General features: G+C 61.2%; 9 protein-coding genes. 5 read left to right on the top strand and 4 right to left on the bottom strand.

The features are described 5' to 3' along the window. The first annotated feature begins 24 nt into the window (after positions 1–24). Entirely contained in the window at positions 25–4008 is a 3984-nt protein-coding gene (locus V5E97_RS02645) for a HEAT repeat domain-containing protein (RefSeq protein WP_406697738.1), read from the top strand. 560 nt (positions 4009–4568) lie between these two features. Here the strand turns inward: V5E97_RS02645 and V5E97_RS02640 are convergent. The 4 genes from V5E97_RS02640 to V5E97_RS02625 all read right to left on the bottom strand — a co-directional run bounded on the left by V5E97_RS02640 (position 4569) and on the right by V5E97_RS02625 (position 11498). Next, positions 4569–5507, bottom strand: a complete 939-nt coding sequence (locus V5E97_RS02640; RefSeq protein WP_406697737.1) for a LysR family transcriptional regulator — start codon at positions 5505–5507, stop codon at positions 4569–4571. Between the two features lie 827 nt (positions 5508–6334). After that, on the bottom strand, positions 6335–7921 hold the full coding sequence (locus tag V5E97_RS02635; RefSeq protein WP_406697736.1) for a N,N-dimethylformamidase beta subunit family domain-containing protein: 1587 nt from the start codon (positions 7919–7921) through the stop codon (positions 6335–6337). Beyond that, positions 7921–10302 (bottom strand): penicillin acylase family protein, encoded by a 2382-nt coding sequence (locus tag V5E97_RS02630; protein ID WP_406697735.1) that lies wholly within the window; start codon positions 10300–10302, stop codon positions 7921–7923. Before V5E97_RS02630 ends, V5E97_RS02635 begins: the two co-directional genes overlap by 1 nt. Next, a complete protein-coding gene (locus V5E97_RS02625) occupies positions 10299–11498 on the bottom strand; it encodes an aminotransferase class V-fold PLP-dependent enzyme (protein WP_406697734.1) in 1200 nt (399 codons plus the stop codon). The genes V5E97_RS02630 and V5E97_RS02625 overlap by 4 nt, the downstream gene beginning before the upstream one ends. A gap of 963 nt (positions 11499–12461) precedes the next feature. On the opposite strand from V5E97_RS02625, the gene V5E97_RS02620 reads away from it, so the two are divergent. The 4 genes from V5E97_RS02620 to V5E97_RS02605 all read left to right on the top strand — a co-directional run bounded on the left by V5E97_RS02620 (position 12462) and on the right by V5E97_RS02605 (position 17329). After that, positions 12462–13856: a DUF1501 domain-containing protein gene (locus V5E97_RS02620; protein WP_406697733.1), complete on the top strand. Its 1395-nt coding sequence runs from the start codon at positions 12462–12464 to the stop codon at positions 13854–13856. A 357-nt stretch (positions 13857–14213) separates the two neighbouring features. Beyond that, entirely contained in the window at positions 14214–15281 is a 1068-nt protein-coding gene (locus V5E97_RS02615) for a DUF1559 family PulG-like putative transporter (RefSeq protein WP_406697732.1), read from the top strand. Between the two features lie 702 nt (positions 15282–15983). Beyond that, positions 15984–16460, top strand: a complete 477-nt coding sequence (locus V5E97_RS02610) for a carboxypeptidase regulatory-like domain-containing protein (protein WP_406697731.1) — start codon at positions 15984–15986, stop codon at positions 16458–16460. Positions 16461–16768: 308 nt separating this feature from the next. Continuing rightward, entirely contained in the window at positions 16769–17329 is a 561-nt protein-coding gene (locus V5E97_RS02605) for a hypothetical protein (RefSeq protein ID WP_406697729.1), read from the top strand. The last annotated feature ends 66 nt before the right edge of the window (positions 17330–17395 follow it).

Below are 17395 nucleotides of genomic sequence, written 5' to 3'. Positions count from 1 at the left end.
TGATTTAACCAGGAGCTGTCTACGATGCTTGTGAACCTCGCATGCTGGGTCGCGGTCGTCTTGGGGGCTCATCCCAGTGGGCTTCCCACCCTTGAGGCCGACATCCAGGCGGGCCGTCCGGCCTCGGTTGAGATCCCCGCGTCCCCGACCCCCCGGACACTTTCGGTCTCGATCGCGCTGAAAGTGCCGGGTCGCTTGGCCCCTACCGCGCCGATTGCGGTGAAGGTGGCCTTCGGCGAGACCACGCTCAACAAGACGCTTCACCTGGGCGATCCTGATATCGTCTGGACGATTCTCCAGCCGGCGCAGACGTCTGCCCGGATCACGATCGAGGCTTCCGAGGCAGAGGCGAGGCCGGTCCCCTTCGCAGTTCGGGTCGCCGACCTCGGCGAACCGGCCGAGGACGGGGCGAGCTTCGAGGCCGAGCCCAACGACCGGCCCGAGCAGGCCAACCCCTTGGTCCTCGGTCAGACGGTCCACGGCCTGGCCGACGATCGCCCTTATTTCCCGGTTGGTGAGCAGCCGACTGAGGCCGAGAATGCCGTCGGGCAGGACTGGTTCACCTTCACGTATTCGTCCGAGACCCCCAAACTCGCCTTCTTTGCGCTCGACTTCATCGATCGAGACGTCCCCCCCGACGTGCGGATCTACCAGATCAAGGATGGGAAGCCGGTCGAATACACGGCGGGGATCGATCCTCAGAGCCTCCAACGCGAGAAGCCCCCGCGCCCTGGGGCGAATAAATTCACCACCCGGATGCTGACCCGGGGAACGTACTACGTCATGGTCGACGCCTGCCAGCCCGATTATCGGCTTCGGACCAAGCTGTTCGACGTCCCCCCCTACCTCGATCAGAAGGACGCCGCCGACCCTGGAAAGGTCGCCGAGTCGGCACGTAGAGCGGTCAAGACAGCGCTCGACTTCCAGCTTCTCGCCGGCGATAGCTGGCACGCCAACACGCCCCGCAAGGGGCATCCGATGGACCGAGTCGCCAACGCCCACCACGAGACGTCGACCTGCATCGCCTGCCACCCGACCCACTTCACGACCCAGTCGGCGATGGGGGCGGTACGCTCAGGCTACAAGATCGAGCAGCCGTTTGCGCTCCGGTTCCTGCTCGATCGGCTCTCGAACAATCCGGTTCCGTTCCATGGGCACCCTGAGGCGCTCTGGGCGCGGATGATCCCCGCTCCCGCGAACGTACTCGGGCGGCTCTCGACGATCGTGATGGACTCGGAAAATCTGATCGCCGGCCCCCCTCGAGACAATACGCATCGGGGCATCGCCGAGTTTCTCAAACTCTATTACGACGACCGCAAGGACTTACCTCCTGACGAGTCGAATGGGAACAACCCGGTCAGCCGATACAAGGTCGCCACCGATAGCTGGCGACAACTCGACGAGCTCGTTCGCCGAACGGGGGACGCTCGTTATGCCAAGACCCGTGACCTGATCGCGACGCTCCTTCCCACCAGTGAGCCGGCGAACACTCGTGACCTCGCCGCCCAGACGATCGGGCTCTGTCAGGTTGATCCCGCGAAGTTCGCGGACAAGATCAAGGCGAACGTCGACCGGCTCCTCGCGCTTCAGCGAGACAACGGCCACTGGTCGGTGAAGTTCGACCCCAATTATGCGATCACCGAGATGCAGACCGGCGAGAGCCTGTACGCTCTCTCGCTGGCCGGATTGCCCGCCGATCACCCGGCCGTCCGCAAGGGAGTCGTGGCGCTCTTGCTCAGGCAGAAGAACTTCGGCGGCTGGCTCGACATCAGCCCCTATGAACAGTTTCAGACCCCGTTCCGCGAGACCCAGTGGGCCTTGCTTTCGCTCTCACGGATTTACCCAGGAGCCGGCGGGACCAAGGGATGGAACGGCCCGCTCGGCCCTCAGCCCGAGACCCTTCGGGCCGACTCGCCTTCACACACGCTCCGGGACCTCGAGCAGATCTGGGAGTCCCCTCCCCTTGCCCTGCGTGAAGCCCTGTTCGCTTGGCTGGGCGATGAGCGTCCGCTGGTCCGGCTCGCGACTTGCGAGGCGCTGGGGCGGGTCGGCGATGACTCGGCGATCCCGGGTCTGATCGCGCGGCTCGGCGATGAGAGCAAGGCTGTGCAACGCGCTTCGGCCGAAGCGCTCCGCTCGATCGGCAATCGTCTGAACGCGAATCGCAAGCCGGGCGAGACGATCGCACAGACCCGGTTCGTCTCGGCCTTGAAGGAGGCACTCGGGTCACCCGACGACCGGACTCGCCGCGGGGCCACCCGCGTCTTCGCGGCCCACTTCCGTGACCTCTCGCAGGAGCTTTCGCTGGCCGATGCCCTGCTCGAGCGACTGGATGACTCCGACCCGGTGGTCCAGTTGCAGGCGATCAAAGGGGCCTGGCGCTGGTGGTACTGGCAGGCTGACTCCGCCTTGCGCAACCGGATCGAGGATCAACTCATCGCCAGGCTCAGCGAGCCCAGGCACCCCTGGGTTCGCCGCAACTTGATTGAAGCTCTCTATATCATCGGTGATGAGAATATTCGTTACCTCTACACCAACTGGGTCCCTTCGCTGGCGACCCAGGAGCGGCGAGACACCGCGACCGAGGCGCAGCACGCGACGTCGAACCGCCTGGGGGACAAGTATGTCGCGGTCCTGGGCCACGGCAATGCCCTCCAGCGCGAGGGGGTTCTCCGTGCCATCTCCGAGTTCCACGAACGCCCGGTTCTTGGCGGGCGGATCGGCAACGACCTGGAGCCGATGCTTGTCTACGGCGAGGCCCAATCGCGGTTTTCGGCAGCCCTGATCGGCCAGATGGCCGATCCCGACCCCACAATTCGCCGCCTGGCGCTTCAGGCCTTGGTGGCGCTTCGGGACGATCGTGCCCCGGCCCTGGCCCTGGCCGTGACTGCCCGGCAAGGAGATGTCGACACCTCGGTTCGCGAGTGGGCCGGCACGATGGCGGAGAAGTTCCCGCTCAAGGTCAAGCCGGGCCAGGCTGATGCTCAACTGGTGGCGTTGCTTGACGATCTGTTGAAGAATCAGACCCCCCAGGCGCAAGCGGCGGCCCTGGCCATTCTGAGCCGGCTGGGCCCCGTGGCCGAGGCGGATCGGTCGGACGCCGTGGTGGACCGTCTGGACGACCAGGCCCCCACGGTCCGAGCCGCCGCGCTCAAGGCCTTGCCCGCGTTCCCAAAACTGCTGGCGGACCGCTCGGTCCGGAGCCAGGTGGCCGAGGCCCTGGCCGATGCCGATGTCGATGCGCGGGTGTCGGCGATCCGGCTCGTACTCGGCTCGAAGATCAAGGTGTCCGACTCCGCGTTGCGTAAGTCCCTGGAAGACCCTTCGCCCCAGCATCGGATCGGCCTGCTCAACTCGGTTTCTCCCAAGAACGCGGATGTCTCCGACCTCCGACTGATCGGAGTGATCAGCAACGGGGTGGTCGATGAGAACAGCGGTGTCCGCGAGAAGGCGCTCGAGGTGATTCAGACGCACCCGAAGCTGGTGGCCAACCCGGCCATCGAAGCGAGCCTGCGCGAGCTGACGGGCACCGACAACCAGCGCCAGAAGGAGATCGCCTCGGCGCTCCTGAAGTCAGGCGGCCGATCGAGTGGCGCGGGGGCCTCGGCCGATCTGCTCGACCTGGCCTACTTCGAGGCCAAGGTCCTGCCGATCTTCAACGCGGCGGGTGAGGACGGGCAAAGCTGCGTCGGTTGCCATCGCTCGCACACGATCCTCAAAATGGTTGCCCCAGGCAAGGACGGCAAGTGGTCACCGCAGGCGGTGCGCGCCAACTTCCGGGCCGCGCTCCGGGTCGTCAACCTCCCGAGCCCGGCCGACAGCCTCCTCCTCGGCAAACCAACCTGGGAGGCCGCCGAGGAAGCCGAGGCCCAGAACGACCCGACCAAAAAAGCCCACTCCGGCGGCGTCCGGTTCGAGGCCAAGAGCTCGCCCGAGTACCAGACGCTGCTCGACTGGATCAACGGGGCCCGGCTCAAGCCGGCGGGCGTTCCGGCCGCCTCGCGGTGAGTGGCCCGTTGCATGATGCGCTACGGAGGAAACCAGAGAAAAAGGGTAAAGCTTCGCCTAACCCGTTATGAATTGATCAATGATTCATGATTGATTAGCGGCCAGAATCCGATTTTTCCCGTAGGGTGGGCACGGCCCACCATCCCTATCTCCTTGCCGAAGCGAAGTTTAAGATGGTGGGCCGTGCCCACCCTACGGGAATGGTTAGAGCAGTTTACGATCGCATTGCGCACGGTGGAGGAAAACGGGGACTGGCTCCCGGCCCGCTCCATGCTCGGCTTTTCCGGACGACCTGGCGGCCGGGTGCCTGTCCCCATTTTCCGGGCCGTCACGGGCGGCCTCGGCGGAAAGGGGGACAGGCACCTCCGCTGCGCTCCGGAGCCAGTCCCCGTTTCCGCACGTGCTCCTGAGTCTTGAGACCAACCACCGTGCGCAACGCATCCGCAAACCGCTCTAGGCCGATGATGATGCCATTACCGATCGCGTTGACGTAGGGAAAAACGGGATCGGCGAAGCCTTACGAAACTCGCTCCCCCGGTCGGAGGGGGGGCGTGGGCAATTCAGGGCACGGCCGACGAGGAAAGCTGTCTCAACGTGTTGAGGCATTCCTGAACCTGGGGAGGCGAGTGAGCGCCCTTGCGGGTCACCAGGACCGCCGGGAGTTTAGGCAGTGCGGGATCAAATTCACGAAGATGGACTCCTTGCATCCACATTGAGGCCTTCGGGCCGACGTGGCAGAGCGCAATTCCGACGTTCAGGCCGACATAACGTATGATAATGTCGAAATTTTTCGTGCACATGACAACCTGGATCTTGTCGGTAAGATTGTGCCGCCGCAGGAGCCTTTCGATCGCGGGGGCATCGACGCCCCCGGTCGGAGGCATGATGATTGGAAAGTTGACCAGGTCGAGAGGGGTCAGGGTTCGCTTTCGCGCCAGGGGATGCCGTGGGACCGTCAGGAGCGTCAACGAGAGTGAAAAGAGCTCCTCGTAGTTCAATGAAGCCGGAAGCGAGTCATCGTGATCGAGAACCGTCATGCCGATGTCGGCCTCGCCGCGTTCCACCGACCGAAAGATCTCCTGGGTAAAGCTGCAAATGATAAAATTTAAACAAGCGGCTGGATAACGGGTGACGAAGGCTTGGATCGCCTGAGGGAGATGATACGTGACGAAATAGGGGGTGGCGGCAATTGTGACCTGCTGTGGCAATTCGCTTCGGCCGGCTTCGAACAGTCGGACCAGCGAATCCAGGCCGGCTACATGAGAATGGACCAAGTCATAGAGCAGCTTGCCTTCGGCCGAGAGCACGACGGTCCGCCCCTGACGGCGCACGAGCGTCACTTGCAGCTTGCGCTCCAAGGATCGCACCTGCTGCCAGACGGTCGGGGCCGAAAGGTGAAGCCGCCGACTGGCCTCGGTGAAATTGCCGTGGGTCGCAACCTCACAGAAGCTCCGAAGCGTCGCCAGTTGGAGATCCTTGTAGCGAATGCTGTTCCTCATGTGTCCCCGATTTGTTTCCATCACTCCTGGAGTCCCAGGAACGCGAGTGGGTTTTGAGCCATCGGGCCTTGATCGTTTGCGAGGCGTTCATGACGGTTGGTTCGCAACCATCGCTTTCCCTCGTTATCGCGATCATCACGCTCGGATTATCGTCGAATCGTGTAGTCAATGATGCCGGGTATGACCAACCGGTCGAACGCTCCGGGCACATTGTCAATGCGGAGTGTCTTGCCGCTGGGCAATTGGATTGGGATGAACATCTGGCGAGTTACACTGTCGTCCCTGAATCGGCTGCATCGGTCTCTTTAATTCGATTAGGAGATAACGTGGTTATGCAATAGTGGTCAGGGTATTTCCCTGCTCATTACTCGTTTTGCCAAGGCAAGTCATCATCATAGAACGACCGGATCGGGTGAGCAATATCCTGGTCCTGAGAAGCCGTCCTTCATGGTCACGTCGCAATCCCTTGGTCATGCGATGATTTCCCGGCATGAGGTGAGATTGTAGCAAGGATACCGGGATCTCGTTCCAACGCTCTGCGTGGGAACGCGTTTCTCCCGCGAATTTCGGCCTCCGGAGCAGACAGGCGGCCCGGTTCCCTTGCGACAGACTCCATGAGGTGAAGCTTATTCAAAATCGTACAAGATGTAAGCCGTCGATGCCGGATGGGCTGTTGTTGTCGATCACGTCACGGCGTCGAGCCAGGTGAAACCGAGCCGTTCGAAGGATTCCAACCAAATCGGAGTGCCGAGCGGCTCGTGACGCTGAGCTCGGAAACGGTCCAAGGGAAGGCCGCGTGGAGAGCAATTTTTTGTCGGAGGATTCGGCTATTCCAGGAATCGCCGCACGACATTGGCGGTGACCTGTGAGACACCGCTGTCGCAGAGCAGTGAGCTGATGTAGGTGATTGAGCCGACCGAGAACACGGATCCTCCGGACGGGGTTTCAAATATGGCCATCTCCGCGCCCCCCTCGTCGGGGTTGAGCCCCTTGGCCAGCAGTTTGACATTCGACGGGGAATTCGGCGAAATCTTATCGGTCTCGTGTCCCGAGGCACCTCCAGGGCATCGCTCATGCAGGCTGTTCACGCCGAAGAGGTCGCCTTCGCCGAGGCCGGTCCCGGCGAAAACCCAGTGGTCTGCCGAGATGACTCGGTAGGGGGCGGCCGTCATGATGCCGGCGGGGTCGAAGACGACTCCCAGCAATCGCGCTTCGGATTCGTGGCGGACGGCAAAGCGGCTCTCCGCGCCGATCCCCGCGGGCCAGAGGCTGCGAATTTGGCCGTTGTTGGCCACCATCGTCTGGTCGTCGCGCAACTCGACCTCGCAGTTCAATCCGTTGCCGCCGAGGTACATGAGTTGTCCGCCCTCATTGAAGACCCAGGACTTCACGCGGTCGTACATCGTCCGCGTCCAATACTCAGGATGCGCGCCCAGGATGAGGACTCGGTAGGCGGACAGATCGACCTCGCCGTGGTGGAGTTGGGTTTCGCTGTACAGGTCGTGTGCGAACTTTTCACGCTCGAGCCACCCCAGGAGCCTCCACTCCGCGGGGGCGAGGTGGCAGGCCGCTCGACCGGAAATCGGATCAGTGACTCTTGTTTTCAGATCGACGTGATTGAATGGCTCCGGGCGATCGAATGACAGCGGGGCATAAGATCGGCAATTCCAGCCCAGGTACTCTTCATCGAGATAACGAGCCAGCTCGGTTCGCGAGCAGACCGTCGGAGTGGTGGGAAGCGCGTCCGCATGAATGTAGTTGCTGCGCCCGCCGAATGAGTTGTAGGAATTCCATGTGATGTCCGAGGCGAGGACCGCGATCGGCGACCGCGGCCTTGACGGTGCGACGACCCATGGAAAGGTAAACGACTGTCCGGAAGGGGTGGACGCGTGGAAATAGTAGAGTCCTGACCGGTCAGGCGCCACCACCTTTTGCCAGTGATGAGCACTCTGGTATCCCACCCCATTCCAACCTGCGCCGACTTGGGTGAAATCACCATCGGGTATTGTCTGGACGACTGATCTCGGGGCATGCTCGTCGTGCCACCCCAGGGATAAAACGTGTTCCTTCTCCAGGCCGTAACGCCATAATTCGAGCTGATACGGCTCGGTGGAATGGACGCGAAATTCGCCGCTCATGCCGCCTCGAACGGACTTTGGCCAGGCATAGCCCAGCAGGGCGTCGGAGAGCAGGCGGAACTGGTACGGTTTACTCCGGGGGAAGGACAGGGCAATCCGTTTCGAGCCGAATCCCGGCTTGGCCACGGTGACCAGGTAGTTACCGGGTGGGATGTCGCCGTGCACGGCGCCACTGGCACGAGAACGAGCCTCCCATGATTCGCCTTCCTTGACGAACTCCAGCAAGACGTCGGGCAAGGCGGAATATTGCTCGTCGCTCACGTATCCGATCAACATCAAGGGGCCTCCGGCTGCAAGTGAAGTACGGCCCAATCCGATTCTTCCGGGTTTTGCAGGGCCAGGTAGTGGTAACCGCCATCCGACCAGAGGGCCAGTTGATCGTCGTAGTGGGGGCTGCCGGGGTGTCCGGAGGTGGACCCGATCTCCACGGCGTAGATCCCTTGTCTCGGGTCGGCCAGGTCCGCGACCATGCGGTAGCCTGCTCCAAGCCATGCCCCGAAGTTCGCGTCCGGCGTCGAGCTGGAGACGGTGTGGCCGTCGCCGCTCATGGCGAGACCACTGCGATCCAAGAGAACTCCAAGATCACCGTGTCCCGACAAGAAGTGCTTTTGAACCAAGGTGTGCAACCGGCCCCATGTCCATTCCCCAATGGCGGGGCCGAATCGCTTGCTCAGGCGATCAATCGCCGCGTGGAATGACTTTCTTACGGCCGCTTGGCGTTGATGAAGGGAAAACCAACCGACTTGATCCTCGATGAGGAGCGCGGCGGATAGGCCGCCCGCACCGGCCGCGAGCAGCTCGACGTCTTCGGAGGGGACACGTTCGGCCATGACGGTTCGACACCACTCCTCGAAGAAGACGTTGAAGAGTGTGGCTGCGACTGAATTTGAGTCGGACCGGCAATCCCATGCCTTGAGGACGTCGATGGCTTCGATGACGCGGGGATCGGTTTCGCCATCGAGCAGCCGGAGCAAATGCGGCAGGTGATCTTCCGCTCGTTCGGAGAAGACGTCTTGTTGGAGGCGTTGGAAGCGTTTGAGCGTCAATCCGGTTTGGTCGGTCAGTTGCCTCCGGATTCGCCGGGCTCGGTAGCCGCTCGACCATGTTCCTGAAAGGGGGATGGGATAATCATCGGGCGCGAGCCGATTGTTGGCCGTCACGATCAGGCCGCCGCTCGGGTTGGTCATGCTTGGCAGATCGTCCCAGGAAGTCAGCCCCTTCCATTGGTGCCGGGGATCCCAGCCCGGCCGATATCCCCTCGTCGCGACCTCACGCAGGGGGATCCTGCCCGTGGTCTGGTGGCCGATATGCCCCTCGCTATCCGCGAAGACGAGGTTGAACGTCGGCACCAGCCAGGGCTTCGTGGCCGTGCGGAACTCTTCGCAGGAGCGAGCACGATCCATGTCGAGTAGGGCCGGAATCCAGCCGCACGCTTCTTTTCCCAGCCAGCGGACCGAGACGGGGCCGGCTTCGGTTGCCTTCGGGGGGAGGAGGTGGTCGATGATCGGCCCATTCCTTGAGGATCGGACGGTCATCACCTGACTGTCCGCCCCGTGAATATTGATGACTTCTTCACGACGGGATGCGGGCTCCCACTCGCCATCGAAGAGAAAACAGTCCGGCTGGGCGGAATCAATCCGTTCGAGGTAGAGGTCGCGTTGCGAGCAGATGTTGTTGGTGATCCCCCACGCCACTTGCGGATTTCGGCCGACCATGATGGCCGGCATTCCCGCTAAGGCCGCTCCGACCACGTTGAAGGAGCCTCCTTGGAGATGAATCTCCTGCCAGATCGAGACAGCGCCGAACGGGACGTGAGGATCGCTCGCGAGTAAAGGCTTGCCGGTGGCACTCCGGGCGCTCGACACGACCCAGTTGTTGCTGCCATGCCCCTCACCAGGATCGCTCACGGTGCTTCCGACCCGGTCCGAGCTCCGGGTGGCTGAGGAAGCGGGGTTTCGGGGAAGGATGCTTTCCTCGTCGGCTTCGCCTTGAAGATAGGCGTTGTAAAGAGGTCCGTCGCCGAGGTGGCGCTTGGCCAGCTCCGGAATCATGATGATCGGAAATCGGCCTGTGAGATACCAGCGAAACTCGCCTGTGATCACGAGAGAATCGGTGGGGGCCCAGCGGTCGGGCTGATAGTCGAGGAGTGAGAATTCAACCGGGAGATTGTCCAGGCTTTCCGCGATTAATGCATTGATTCCGTCGCTGTAGGCTGTCAGTAACAACCGGGTCTCTTGCGGCAGGCTGGCCCATTCGGCGTCGGCAATGGCGGCGAGTCCGATGGTGCGGTAGAGAGTGTCAGATTCCGTCGCCCGCGGGCCCAGGATTTCGGCCAAGGTTCCTCGCGCCTTGCGACGGAGGTACTCGAGCTGGAACAGCCGGTCCTGCGCAGTGGCGTAGCCGAATCCGAAGAACAGATCGGCATCGTTGCCGGCCTTCACATGGGGGATGCCCCATCGATCGCGGCGAATCTCGACGTTGTGTGCGAGGCTTCCGAAGTGTCGACGGCCCCGATCGGCCGGTACTCGTCGGCGACACTCGTTTCTCCACCAACTGCCGAACTCCTCGCGAGTCAATCCGGCGGCGGAACAAACCGATGCGATCGGTTCGCCTTTCCCGAGCCGAAGGAGCATTTCTTCGTTTGTGAACACGTTCATCGGCACAATTCCTCCCGGAGACGCTTCGCCAGGACCGTGGTTCGATGCTCATTCAAGTGCAGGGGATTGATCAGAAGCTTGCCTTCGTCGAGCAAGCTGTGGCCCACATAGATCGGAGGCTTGCCGTGACGGAGTCGACGGCAGACCTCGAAGGCGGAACGGCCGAGTTCCGCTTCGCCCAGGAGGATCTCGAGTGTCGGAAGGCTCTGGGCGTCGGCCGGCACGATCAGCGAGCAGTGTACTGTCGAAGCTTCCAACGCCGATGCCACCCGCTCGAGATTGGCTTGCATACCGCCCAGGTCTTGGTCGTATCTCCCCTCGGTGAAGAGACGTAGGGCCGCGAGCAGGGCGACGATCTGTTCCTTGGAAACCTTCATTCCGCGGCCGATCCCGTGGCGAGGAAGTCCGGGGAGTCGTGCCTTGTCGATCAGGTTTGCCGGCGGCTCCCAGAGCTCGAAGTGGTCGTCCATGTCGAGCATTTGCAAGGCTGCGGCGCCGACGAGCTCACGCCGGCCGCAGAGGATCCCCGTGGCCTGCGGGCCTCGAATCGCCTTTCCACCGCTAAACGCCACGAGATCCGCGCCACTGGCGATGAGGTCGTGCAGGTTGGCACGTGGCGGCAATTCGCCCGCTGCGTCAACCAGCACGCTCAAACCATGGTCGTGCGCGGCCTCGACCACTTCCACCAAGGGAGGTCGCGACCGCGAGCCATAGACATAAAGGACGCCGGCCGTTGAAGGGCCAAAGGCACTAGAATATTCCCAGGTTTCAACCCGTCGCACACCCGATCCGGCAACCGGTTCGTGGAAGCCGACCTCCACCAGGCGGGCACCCGCCGCACGGACGGCGTGGTCGTAGCCGTTGCGTTGCTCGCGGGCCATGACGAACTCATGAGGAAACCCCTCGCAATGGGGGAGCCGCTCCATCTTATTCAGGTCGAAACCCGTCAGAATGGCCGCGGCCCCGAGGGTGAGCGCAGCCGCTGCGCCCGACGTGACCAGGCCGGCTTCCGCGCCGGTGACCTCCGCGATCACGCGACACGCCACTCCCTGCAAATGGTCCAGAGGGATCGACGTCCGCGCCGCGGCGCAGTACGCATCCAGGGCCGCTTCCGGCATGGGAGCACCTCCGAGTCGCGTTACCGCGCCGGAAGCGTTGATGATGGGTTCAATCCCCAACAATTCCAAGTTGAACATGAATCGTCTCGGAACTTGGACTCAAGATCGAGCGAGATTCGCCCTATTGAAGCACCTGCAAGGTTTCCGTCAAGCACACAAAGGATTGGCGAAGTTGTGATCGGGGTGTCTTCAGAGCTTGAAAGGTACGGTCCGATGAAGCGACGCCGACCTTCCCAGACCTTGCAGAGTGGGACGTATCGAGTGTTTGCGAGCGCCGTCATGAAAGAGAGTTTGGTTTGAGAGTTTAATCCGCTCTTAAGCGGCATTTTCAATTTATCAACGGTGATAAGACCCTTCGTCGCCGTATGCTACCTCGATCCAACCCGCGACCAGCGCGGCGCCTTTCCCGGGTGTGGAGACCAGCCCGGTTTGGATCGGGTGGCATGCTGACCTGGATCGCGTTTTGATGGTTCGCGTTCTCTACGCTCGGTACGGGTTCCTTTTCAACGATCCGCGAAAGAGCGAAAGACCCGATGATTCATGCGGTTCCCGCACCGGATTGGTTTGCAGTAGCCCGGCCGGCCCGGCCGTAATTCCCTCGGGGTCGGCACGCGTCTTCAGCGGATTGTGTTGGTAAGCGATGGGATCGATACGACTGATCGGAGCCGAGCCGCCCAGCTTGCTCTTCAAGTGCTCACCCTTGGTTTGGCGAGCTTTTGAGACTGCTTGATTGAATACTGAGTGTGTAAATGTGTGGAAAAATCAATGGGAGTTGAGTCGTTGAGCTGGCAGGAATCATTAGTAAGGAAATCATTAGGTGAAATCGAAATCGGGAGGCGAACGATGAAGACTCGGCCGTATGACACGGCTGGTGTTTTTGACGGATTGGAAGAGAGATTGCACGTGGTCATAACCACCTTTTGCAACGTGTGAATTGTGTGGATTGCTGGTGTCTTGTAGAGAGTTAGCTGGGCCTTCCGCTTTCGCCGCTAGCAAACGTTGCTTTGACCGTCACAAGGTCTCCCCACTGAGAAGGAACACATGAACGACTCGAATCTCTCTCGCCGTGATCTCATGCTCCGGCTCGGGCAGATCGGGGCCGGAGTGGTCACTCTACCGGGTCTGCTTCACGCCGAGTCCCTGAAGTCGTTGGAGGGAAGCAAGGTTCGCGGCGGCGGACGCGCCAAGTCTTGCATCCTGCTCTACCTCTGGGGCGGCCCGCCACAGCAGGACCTGTGGGATATGAAGCCCAACGCTCCCGAGGGGATTCGGAGCGAATTCTCTCCGGTGGCGACCGTGACTCCCGGCATCGACTTCTGTGACCACTTGCCTCTCATGGCGCAGCATAGCGACAAGATGGCCATCGTTCGCTCACTCACCCACAAGAGCAACGACCACGTCCCGAGCGTCTACCACACACTGACCGGCACGATCGACCCGACTCTTGCGGGGGCTCCACGACAGAGGCGTCGTTCGGATTTTCCGATGGTCGGTTCGGTCGTCGCCCGCTTCTCGCCACCGGGCAACCTTCCCGCGACCGTGACGATTCCGCGTCCGGTCGGTCATGACGGCGTGACCTACTCGGGGACCCATGCGGGGTTCCTCGGTCCTCAATACGACCCGCTTGAACTCAAGCCGCCGGGGGAGGTCGAGGGGCCGCCCCCCCATAGCCTGGAACTTCCCGACGGATTGAGCGATCGGCGACTTCGAAACCGGTACAGCATCCTCCAGCGGATCGAAAACCTTGATCGACGGCTCGACCAGGTCAGGCCCGATTCCCCTCTCGGCCTCGACATCTTCCGCCAGCAAGCGGTGCGAATGCTCACGAGCCCCGAGGCCAAGCACGCCTTCGACCTCGAGAGGGAAGATCCGAGACTCCGGGATCGCTACGGACGGAACGAATACGGCGAAAGCTTCTTGCTGGCCCGTCGTCTCGTCGAGGCGGGTGTGAGGCTCGTTTCCGTCGTCTGGCATTACATCCAGCCCAATGGAAACGTGATGAATATTTGGGACGCTCATGGTGGACCCAATTTGAGTTGTTGCGGCATGCTCAAGAAGGACTACTTGCTGCCGCCGCTAGACCTTGCCTATTCCGCTCTCCTGGAAGACCTGTCGCAACGCGGATTGCTCGACGAGACGATCGTGGCCATGTACGGGGAGTTCGGACGCACGCCCAAACTCAACAAGTTCGGCGGACGCGACCACTGGGGATCGTGTCAGACGGCCGTGCTGGCCGGCGGTGGGATCCAGGGGGGGCAACTCTACGGCTCCTCCGACCAGCATGCGGCCTATCCGCGAGACCACCCCGTCTCACCCCAGGACATCGCCGCGACGATCTATCATGCCCTGGGCATCCGGACCGACCTCGAAATTCGCGACCGACAGGGCCGGCCGTTCCGCGTCTGTGAGGGCGAATCGATCGCCGCTCTCTTCTGAGCCCGGATGGTTCTCCTCGTCAATCGATCAGAGATCGACACTGACTCGCCTGGCATCCTTGTTTTGAAGCAAATCAGGCGATCCGACTTGAGACAGCCCGTGAGGATCGACGTGTGCCTGAATGGTCCCCCCCACCGCTTGAGGCCCGGATGGGTTTTGTGAACGAATAGGCTTGTGGTTATGCATGCTGACACGGCCGAAGCTTCCGAGCCATCGCCGCGCCGAGTTGGGGTTGATTCTCGGCTGCGGGTATCGGCTCTCGATGTCGTTCTCCCGATGGAAAGTCCAGCCGGCGTCGGATCTTTCATTACCTCCGACGCGACATCCATTCCTTGTCCGATCGTGAAGGAGAGTAACATGCGACCTTCTCAGCGAGAGGCTCTGTCTCTGCGTCCTCGGAGGATTCAGGGATTCACGCTCATTGAACTGTTGGTTGTGATTTCGATCATTGCCGTGCTCATTGCGCTGCTGTTACCGGCCGTCCAGGCCGCGAGGGAGGCGGCCCGCCGGTCTCAGTGTACGAACAACCTGAAGCAGATCGGCTTGGCGATGCACAACTATCTCTCCTCGAACACGGGTCTGCCCCCCGCGAAAATCTTCTCGGGGTCATGCCAGTATTCGAATGGCGGCCAGGGTCTGGTGCTGAACACAACCGTGTTCACGATGATCTTGAATTATCTTGAGTTGTCCACGCTTCACAATGCTTACAACTTCAGCCAGCCGTCGAGCAACTCCGCGTGGTCCACGACGATCTATGACAATGGTCCACCGAATACCACCCTACTCGGGGATGCGGTCGTCAACACCACCGTGGTGGGCTCGATCGTGTCGGTTTTCGCCTGCCCGTCTGATACGGCAACCGATGAAAGGATTAGTTCGGCTTCCGGCGATAAATCCTCGTATTCGCGACAGAGTGCGGTGCGAAGCAATTATATGGTCTCTTCATGTCAGTATAACGAGTATAACTGCCCAGGGGTTCGCGGGACGGGCATGCCCAACCCGAGTCTTCGAGGAGCCTTCTTTAACGACCTCTCCACGAAGGATTCCGACATCCAGGATGGAATGAGCAACACTTTCCTGGGCGGTGAATCGGTCAAGGACAAATTTCAGGTGTCGATGGGCCCCTACTGGGGCTCGGGCACGCACACGTCAACACATGGGACGATCTTTCCCCCGACCCACGCGAAGGTGCTTGTCTTTACCCCCAACGCCCCGTCGAGCCGGAATTACAAGCCGAATCAGTATCCCCCCAACCAGGCCGTCAAGCCGTACGGTCAGGTGTTTAGCAGCAGGCACCCCGGCGGGGTCAGTATGTTGATGGCGGACGGCGGCGTTCGCTGGATCAAGGACTCGATCAACGTCTACTCGTGGTGGAGCCTTGCGACGATCGCGGGGAACGAGGTGATCAGTTCTGACTCCTTCTAAGCCGTTGGTCTCAGTTTTCTTTGATTTTCTGATAGGTGACCGAGGTGCTGCAATCGCCGTCGGGTGCCACGGGTTGTACTCAACCCGTGAACGATTGCCCGGGTTTTTGGCTCACGGGTTGAGTACAACCCGTGGCACCCATGATTTGCACATGATTCAATGCAAAGAAAGACCAGGTCCACGTGCTTAGAGCGGTTTGCGGATGCGTTGCGCACGGTGGTTGGTCTCAAGACTCAGGAGCACGTGCGGAAAATGGGGACAGGCACCCGGCCGCCAGGTCGTCCGGAAAAGCCGAGCATGGAGCGGGCCGGGAGCCAGTCCCCGTTTTCCTCCACCGTGCGCAATGCGATCGTAAACCGCTCTAACCTAACGCGGTTTACCATCGGGTCGCTCGCGGATCATGGCGACCGAAACCCTTTTGTCGCTGGGGTCTGTGACCCCGGTCTTGGCATTCGCCCCGGGGTCACAGACCCCGGTTACAACGATGTAAGCGACGCGAGGGTAAATCGCTGTAAGTGAAGGAATAAGGGCTGGAGCAAGGATACCGGGATCTCGTTCACACGCTCTGCGTGGGAACGAGTTTCTCCCGCGAATTTTCGGCCTCCGGGGCAGACAGACGGCCCGGTTTCCTTGCGACAGACTCAGGAATAGGTGGATTTCGTCCGGGCGATCTCGATGTCAACCTTACGGGGAGCCTTGGCAATGACACGATTGCGATCGATTTTACCGCTGGTTCTGGTCGGCTTGCTCGGCTGCGGTTCGGGCGTCAAGGTCGTCCCCATCTCGGGGATCGTCACGAAGAACGGTAAGCCGCTGGCCAACGCGTCCATGGTTTTTATTCCCGATCCAAGCAACGCCCACCAGACCCCGGGAACCGCTGAGTCCGGACCGGAAGGGAATTATCAAGCGAAGCAGGAAAGCGGACTCGGCCTGTCCTTTGGCAAGTACCTGGTGGTGGTTACGCCCGAGGTCGAGTTGCCGCCCGGGTTCAAGATTCCCGAGGGGTTCGAGGACGACCCCTACCAGGCACAGCTCGCGGCTGGAATCGGCGTCGCCGGTTCGAAGGTCCCTTCGCAAACCGCTGAAATGAAGAACGAGTTCAGCATCCAGGTCACGGAGGAGAAAGGCGACTACGACTTCGACGTCAAGGCGCCTTCCCGAGCCAAGACGAAGTCGTGACGAGCGTTGGTTGTTTCGCCGGTCGAGCTTCGAACTCGATCCGACATCGCCGTGTATTTCATTCTGACGACCCGCAACGTTCCGAATTTTGGAGACTGCAGCAAGGATACCGGGATCTCGTTCCCACGCTCCGCGTCGTCTTCCCCGGCGGGTAGGGCCGCAGAGCGGCCAGGACGGCATTCCCACGTCGAGCGTGGGAACGAGTTTCTCCCGCGAATTTCGGCCTACGGGGCGGACAGAGGGCCCGGTTTGCTTGTGACAGACTCGAATTTCGCACCATTGCTTACTGAATTAGAAATGAGATCCGCATGAAGAAACGTGCCATCTGGTGTTGGCTATTGGGAAGCGTGTCGATCGTCGGCGCCATGGGTTGCAGAGGATCCGAGGGCGTTCCTCAGTCCGGTGTCGATCCCGGAAAGCTGGTTCCCGTGAATGGGGTGGTGACACTCCATGGGAAACCGATGATGGCCAAGGCGGTCGTGACGTTTCTTCCCGAGAGCGGCAGTCCGTGTGTGGGCGAAACCGATGAGAATGGCCGCTTTACGTTGAGATCCCAGTATTTTCCCGGCGCCTTGCCTGGCGACTACAAGGTGGCCATCAGTTACCTGGTCTCGGCTGAGGGCGATCCCCAGGGCCGGAGTGCCCGCGACCCCTATGCGGGGTCGCCCGGCTTGAAGTCGGCCACGGAACGGTTGCCAGCCGAGTATTCCGACCTGGGACGCACGCGGCTGAGAGCCAAGGTTGAACCCCAAGGAGGCTCCATCAACTTTGATCTCAATGCAACGATCGCAAAAAATGAACATGAGCCGGAGTCTACGGGGATGCCCGTGGCTCCAAGCAACGAAACCGCAGTTCCTGATCGCCAATAATGATCGTGGAGCACTCGGCGAACTTTTGAGGCGGCCCGTTGGTTTCTTCTATCAAACAACCAGGAG

The organism is Singulisphaera photorubra (assembly GCF_045290345.1).
Lineage (GTDB): Bacteria > Planctomycetota > Planctomycetia > Isosphaerales > Isosphaeraceae > Singulisphaera.
This window is presented reverse-complemented; position numbering and strand designations above follow the sequence as displayed.

Coding starts and splice junctions, on each gene's coding strand:
- V5E97_RS02645 (WP_406697738.1), top strand. CDS start 25: ATGCTTGTGAACCTCGCATGCTGGGTCGCGGTCGTCTTGGGGGCTCAT.
- V5E97_RS02640 (WP_406697737.1), bottom strand. CDS start 5,507: ATGAGGAACAGCATTCGCTACAAGGATCTCCAACTGGCGACGCTTCGG.
- V5E97_RS02635 (WP_406697736.1), bottom strand. CDS start 7,921: ATGTTGATCGGATACGTGAGCGACGAGCAATATTCCGCCTTGCCCGAC.
- V5E97_RS02630 (WP_406697735.1), bottom strand. CDS start 10,302: ATGAACGTGTTCACAAACGAAGAAATGCTCCTTCGGCTCGGGAAAGGC.
- V5E97_RS02625 (WP_406697734.1), bottom strand. CDS start 11,498: ATGTTCAACTTGGAATTGTTGGGGATTGAACCCATCATCAACGCTTCC.
- V5E97_RS02620 (WP_406697733.1), top strand. CDS start 12,462: ATGAACGACTCGAATCTCTCTCGCCGTGATCTCATGCTCCGGCTCGGG.
- V5E97_RS02615 (WP_406697732.1), top strand. CDS start 14,214: ATGCGACCTTCTCAGCGAGAGGCTCTGTCTCTGCGTCCTCGGAGGATT.
- V5E97_RS02610 (WP_406697731.1), top strand. CDS start 15,984: ATGACACGATTGCGATCGATTTTACCGCTGGTTCTGGTCGGCTTGCTC.
- V5E97_RS02605 (WP_406697729.1), top strand. CDS start 16,769: ATGAAGAAACGTGCCATCTGGTGTTGGCTATTGGGAAGCGTGTCGATC.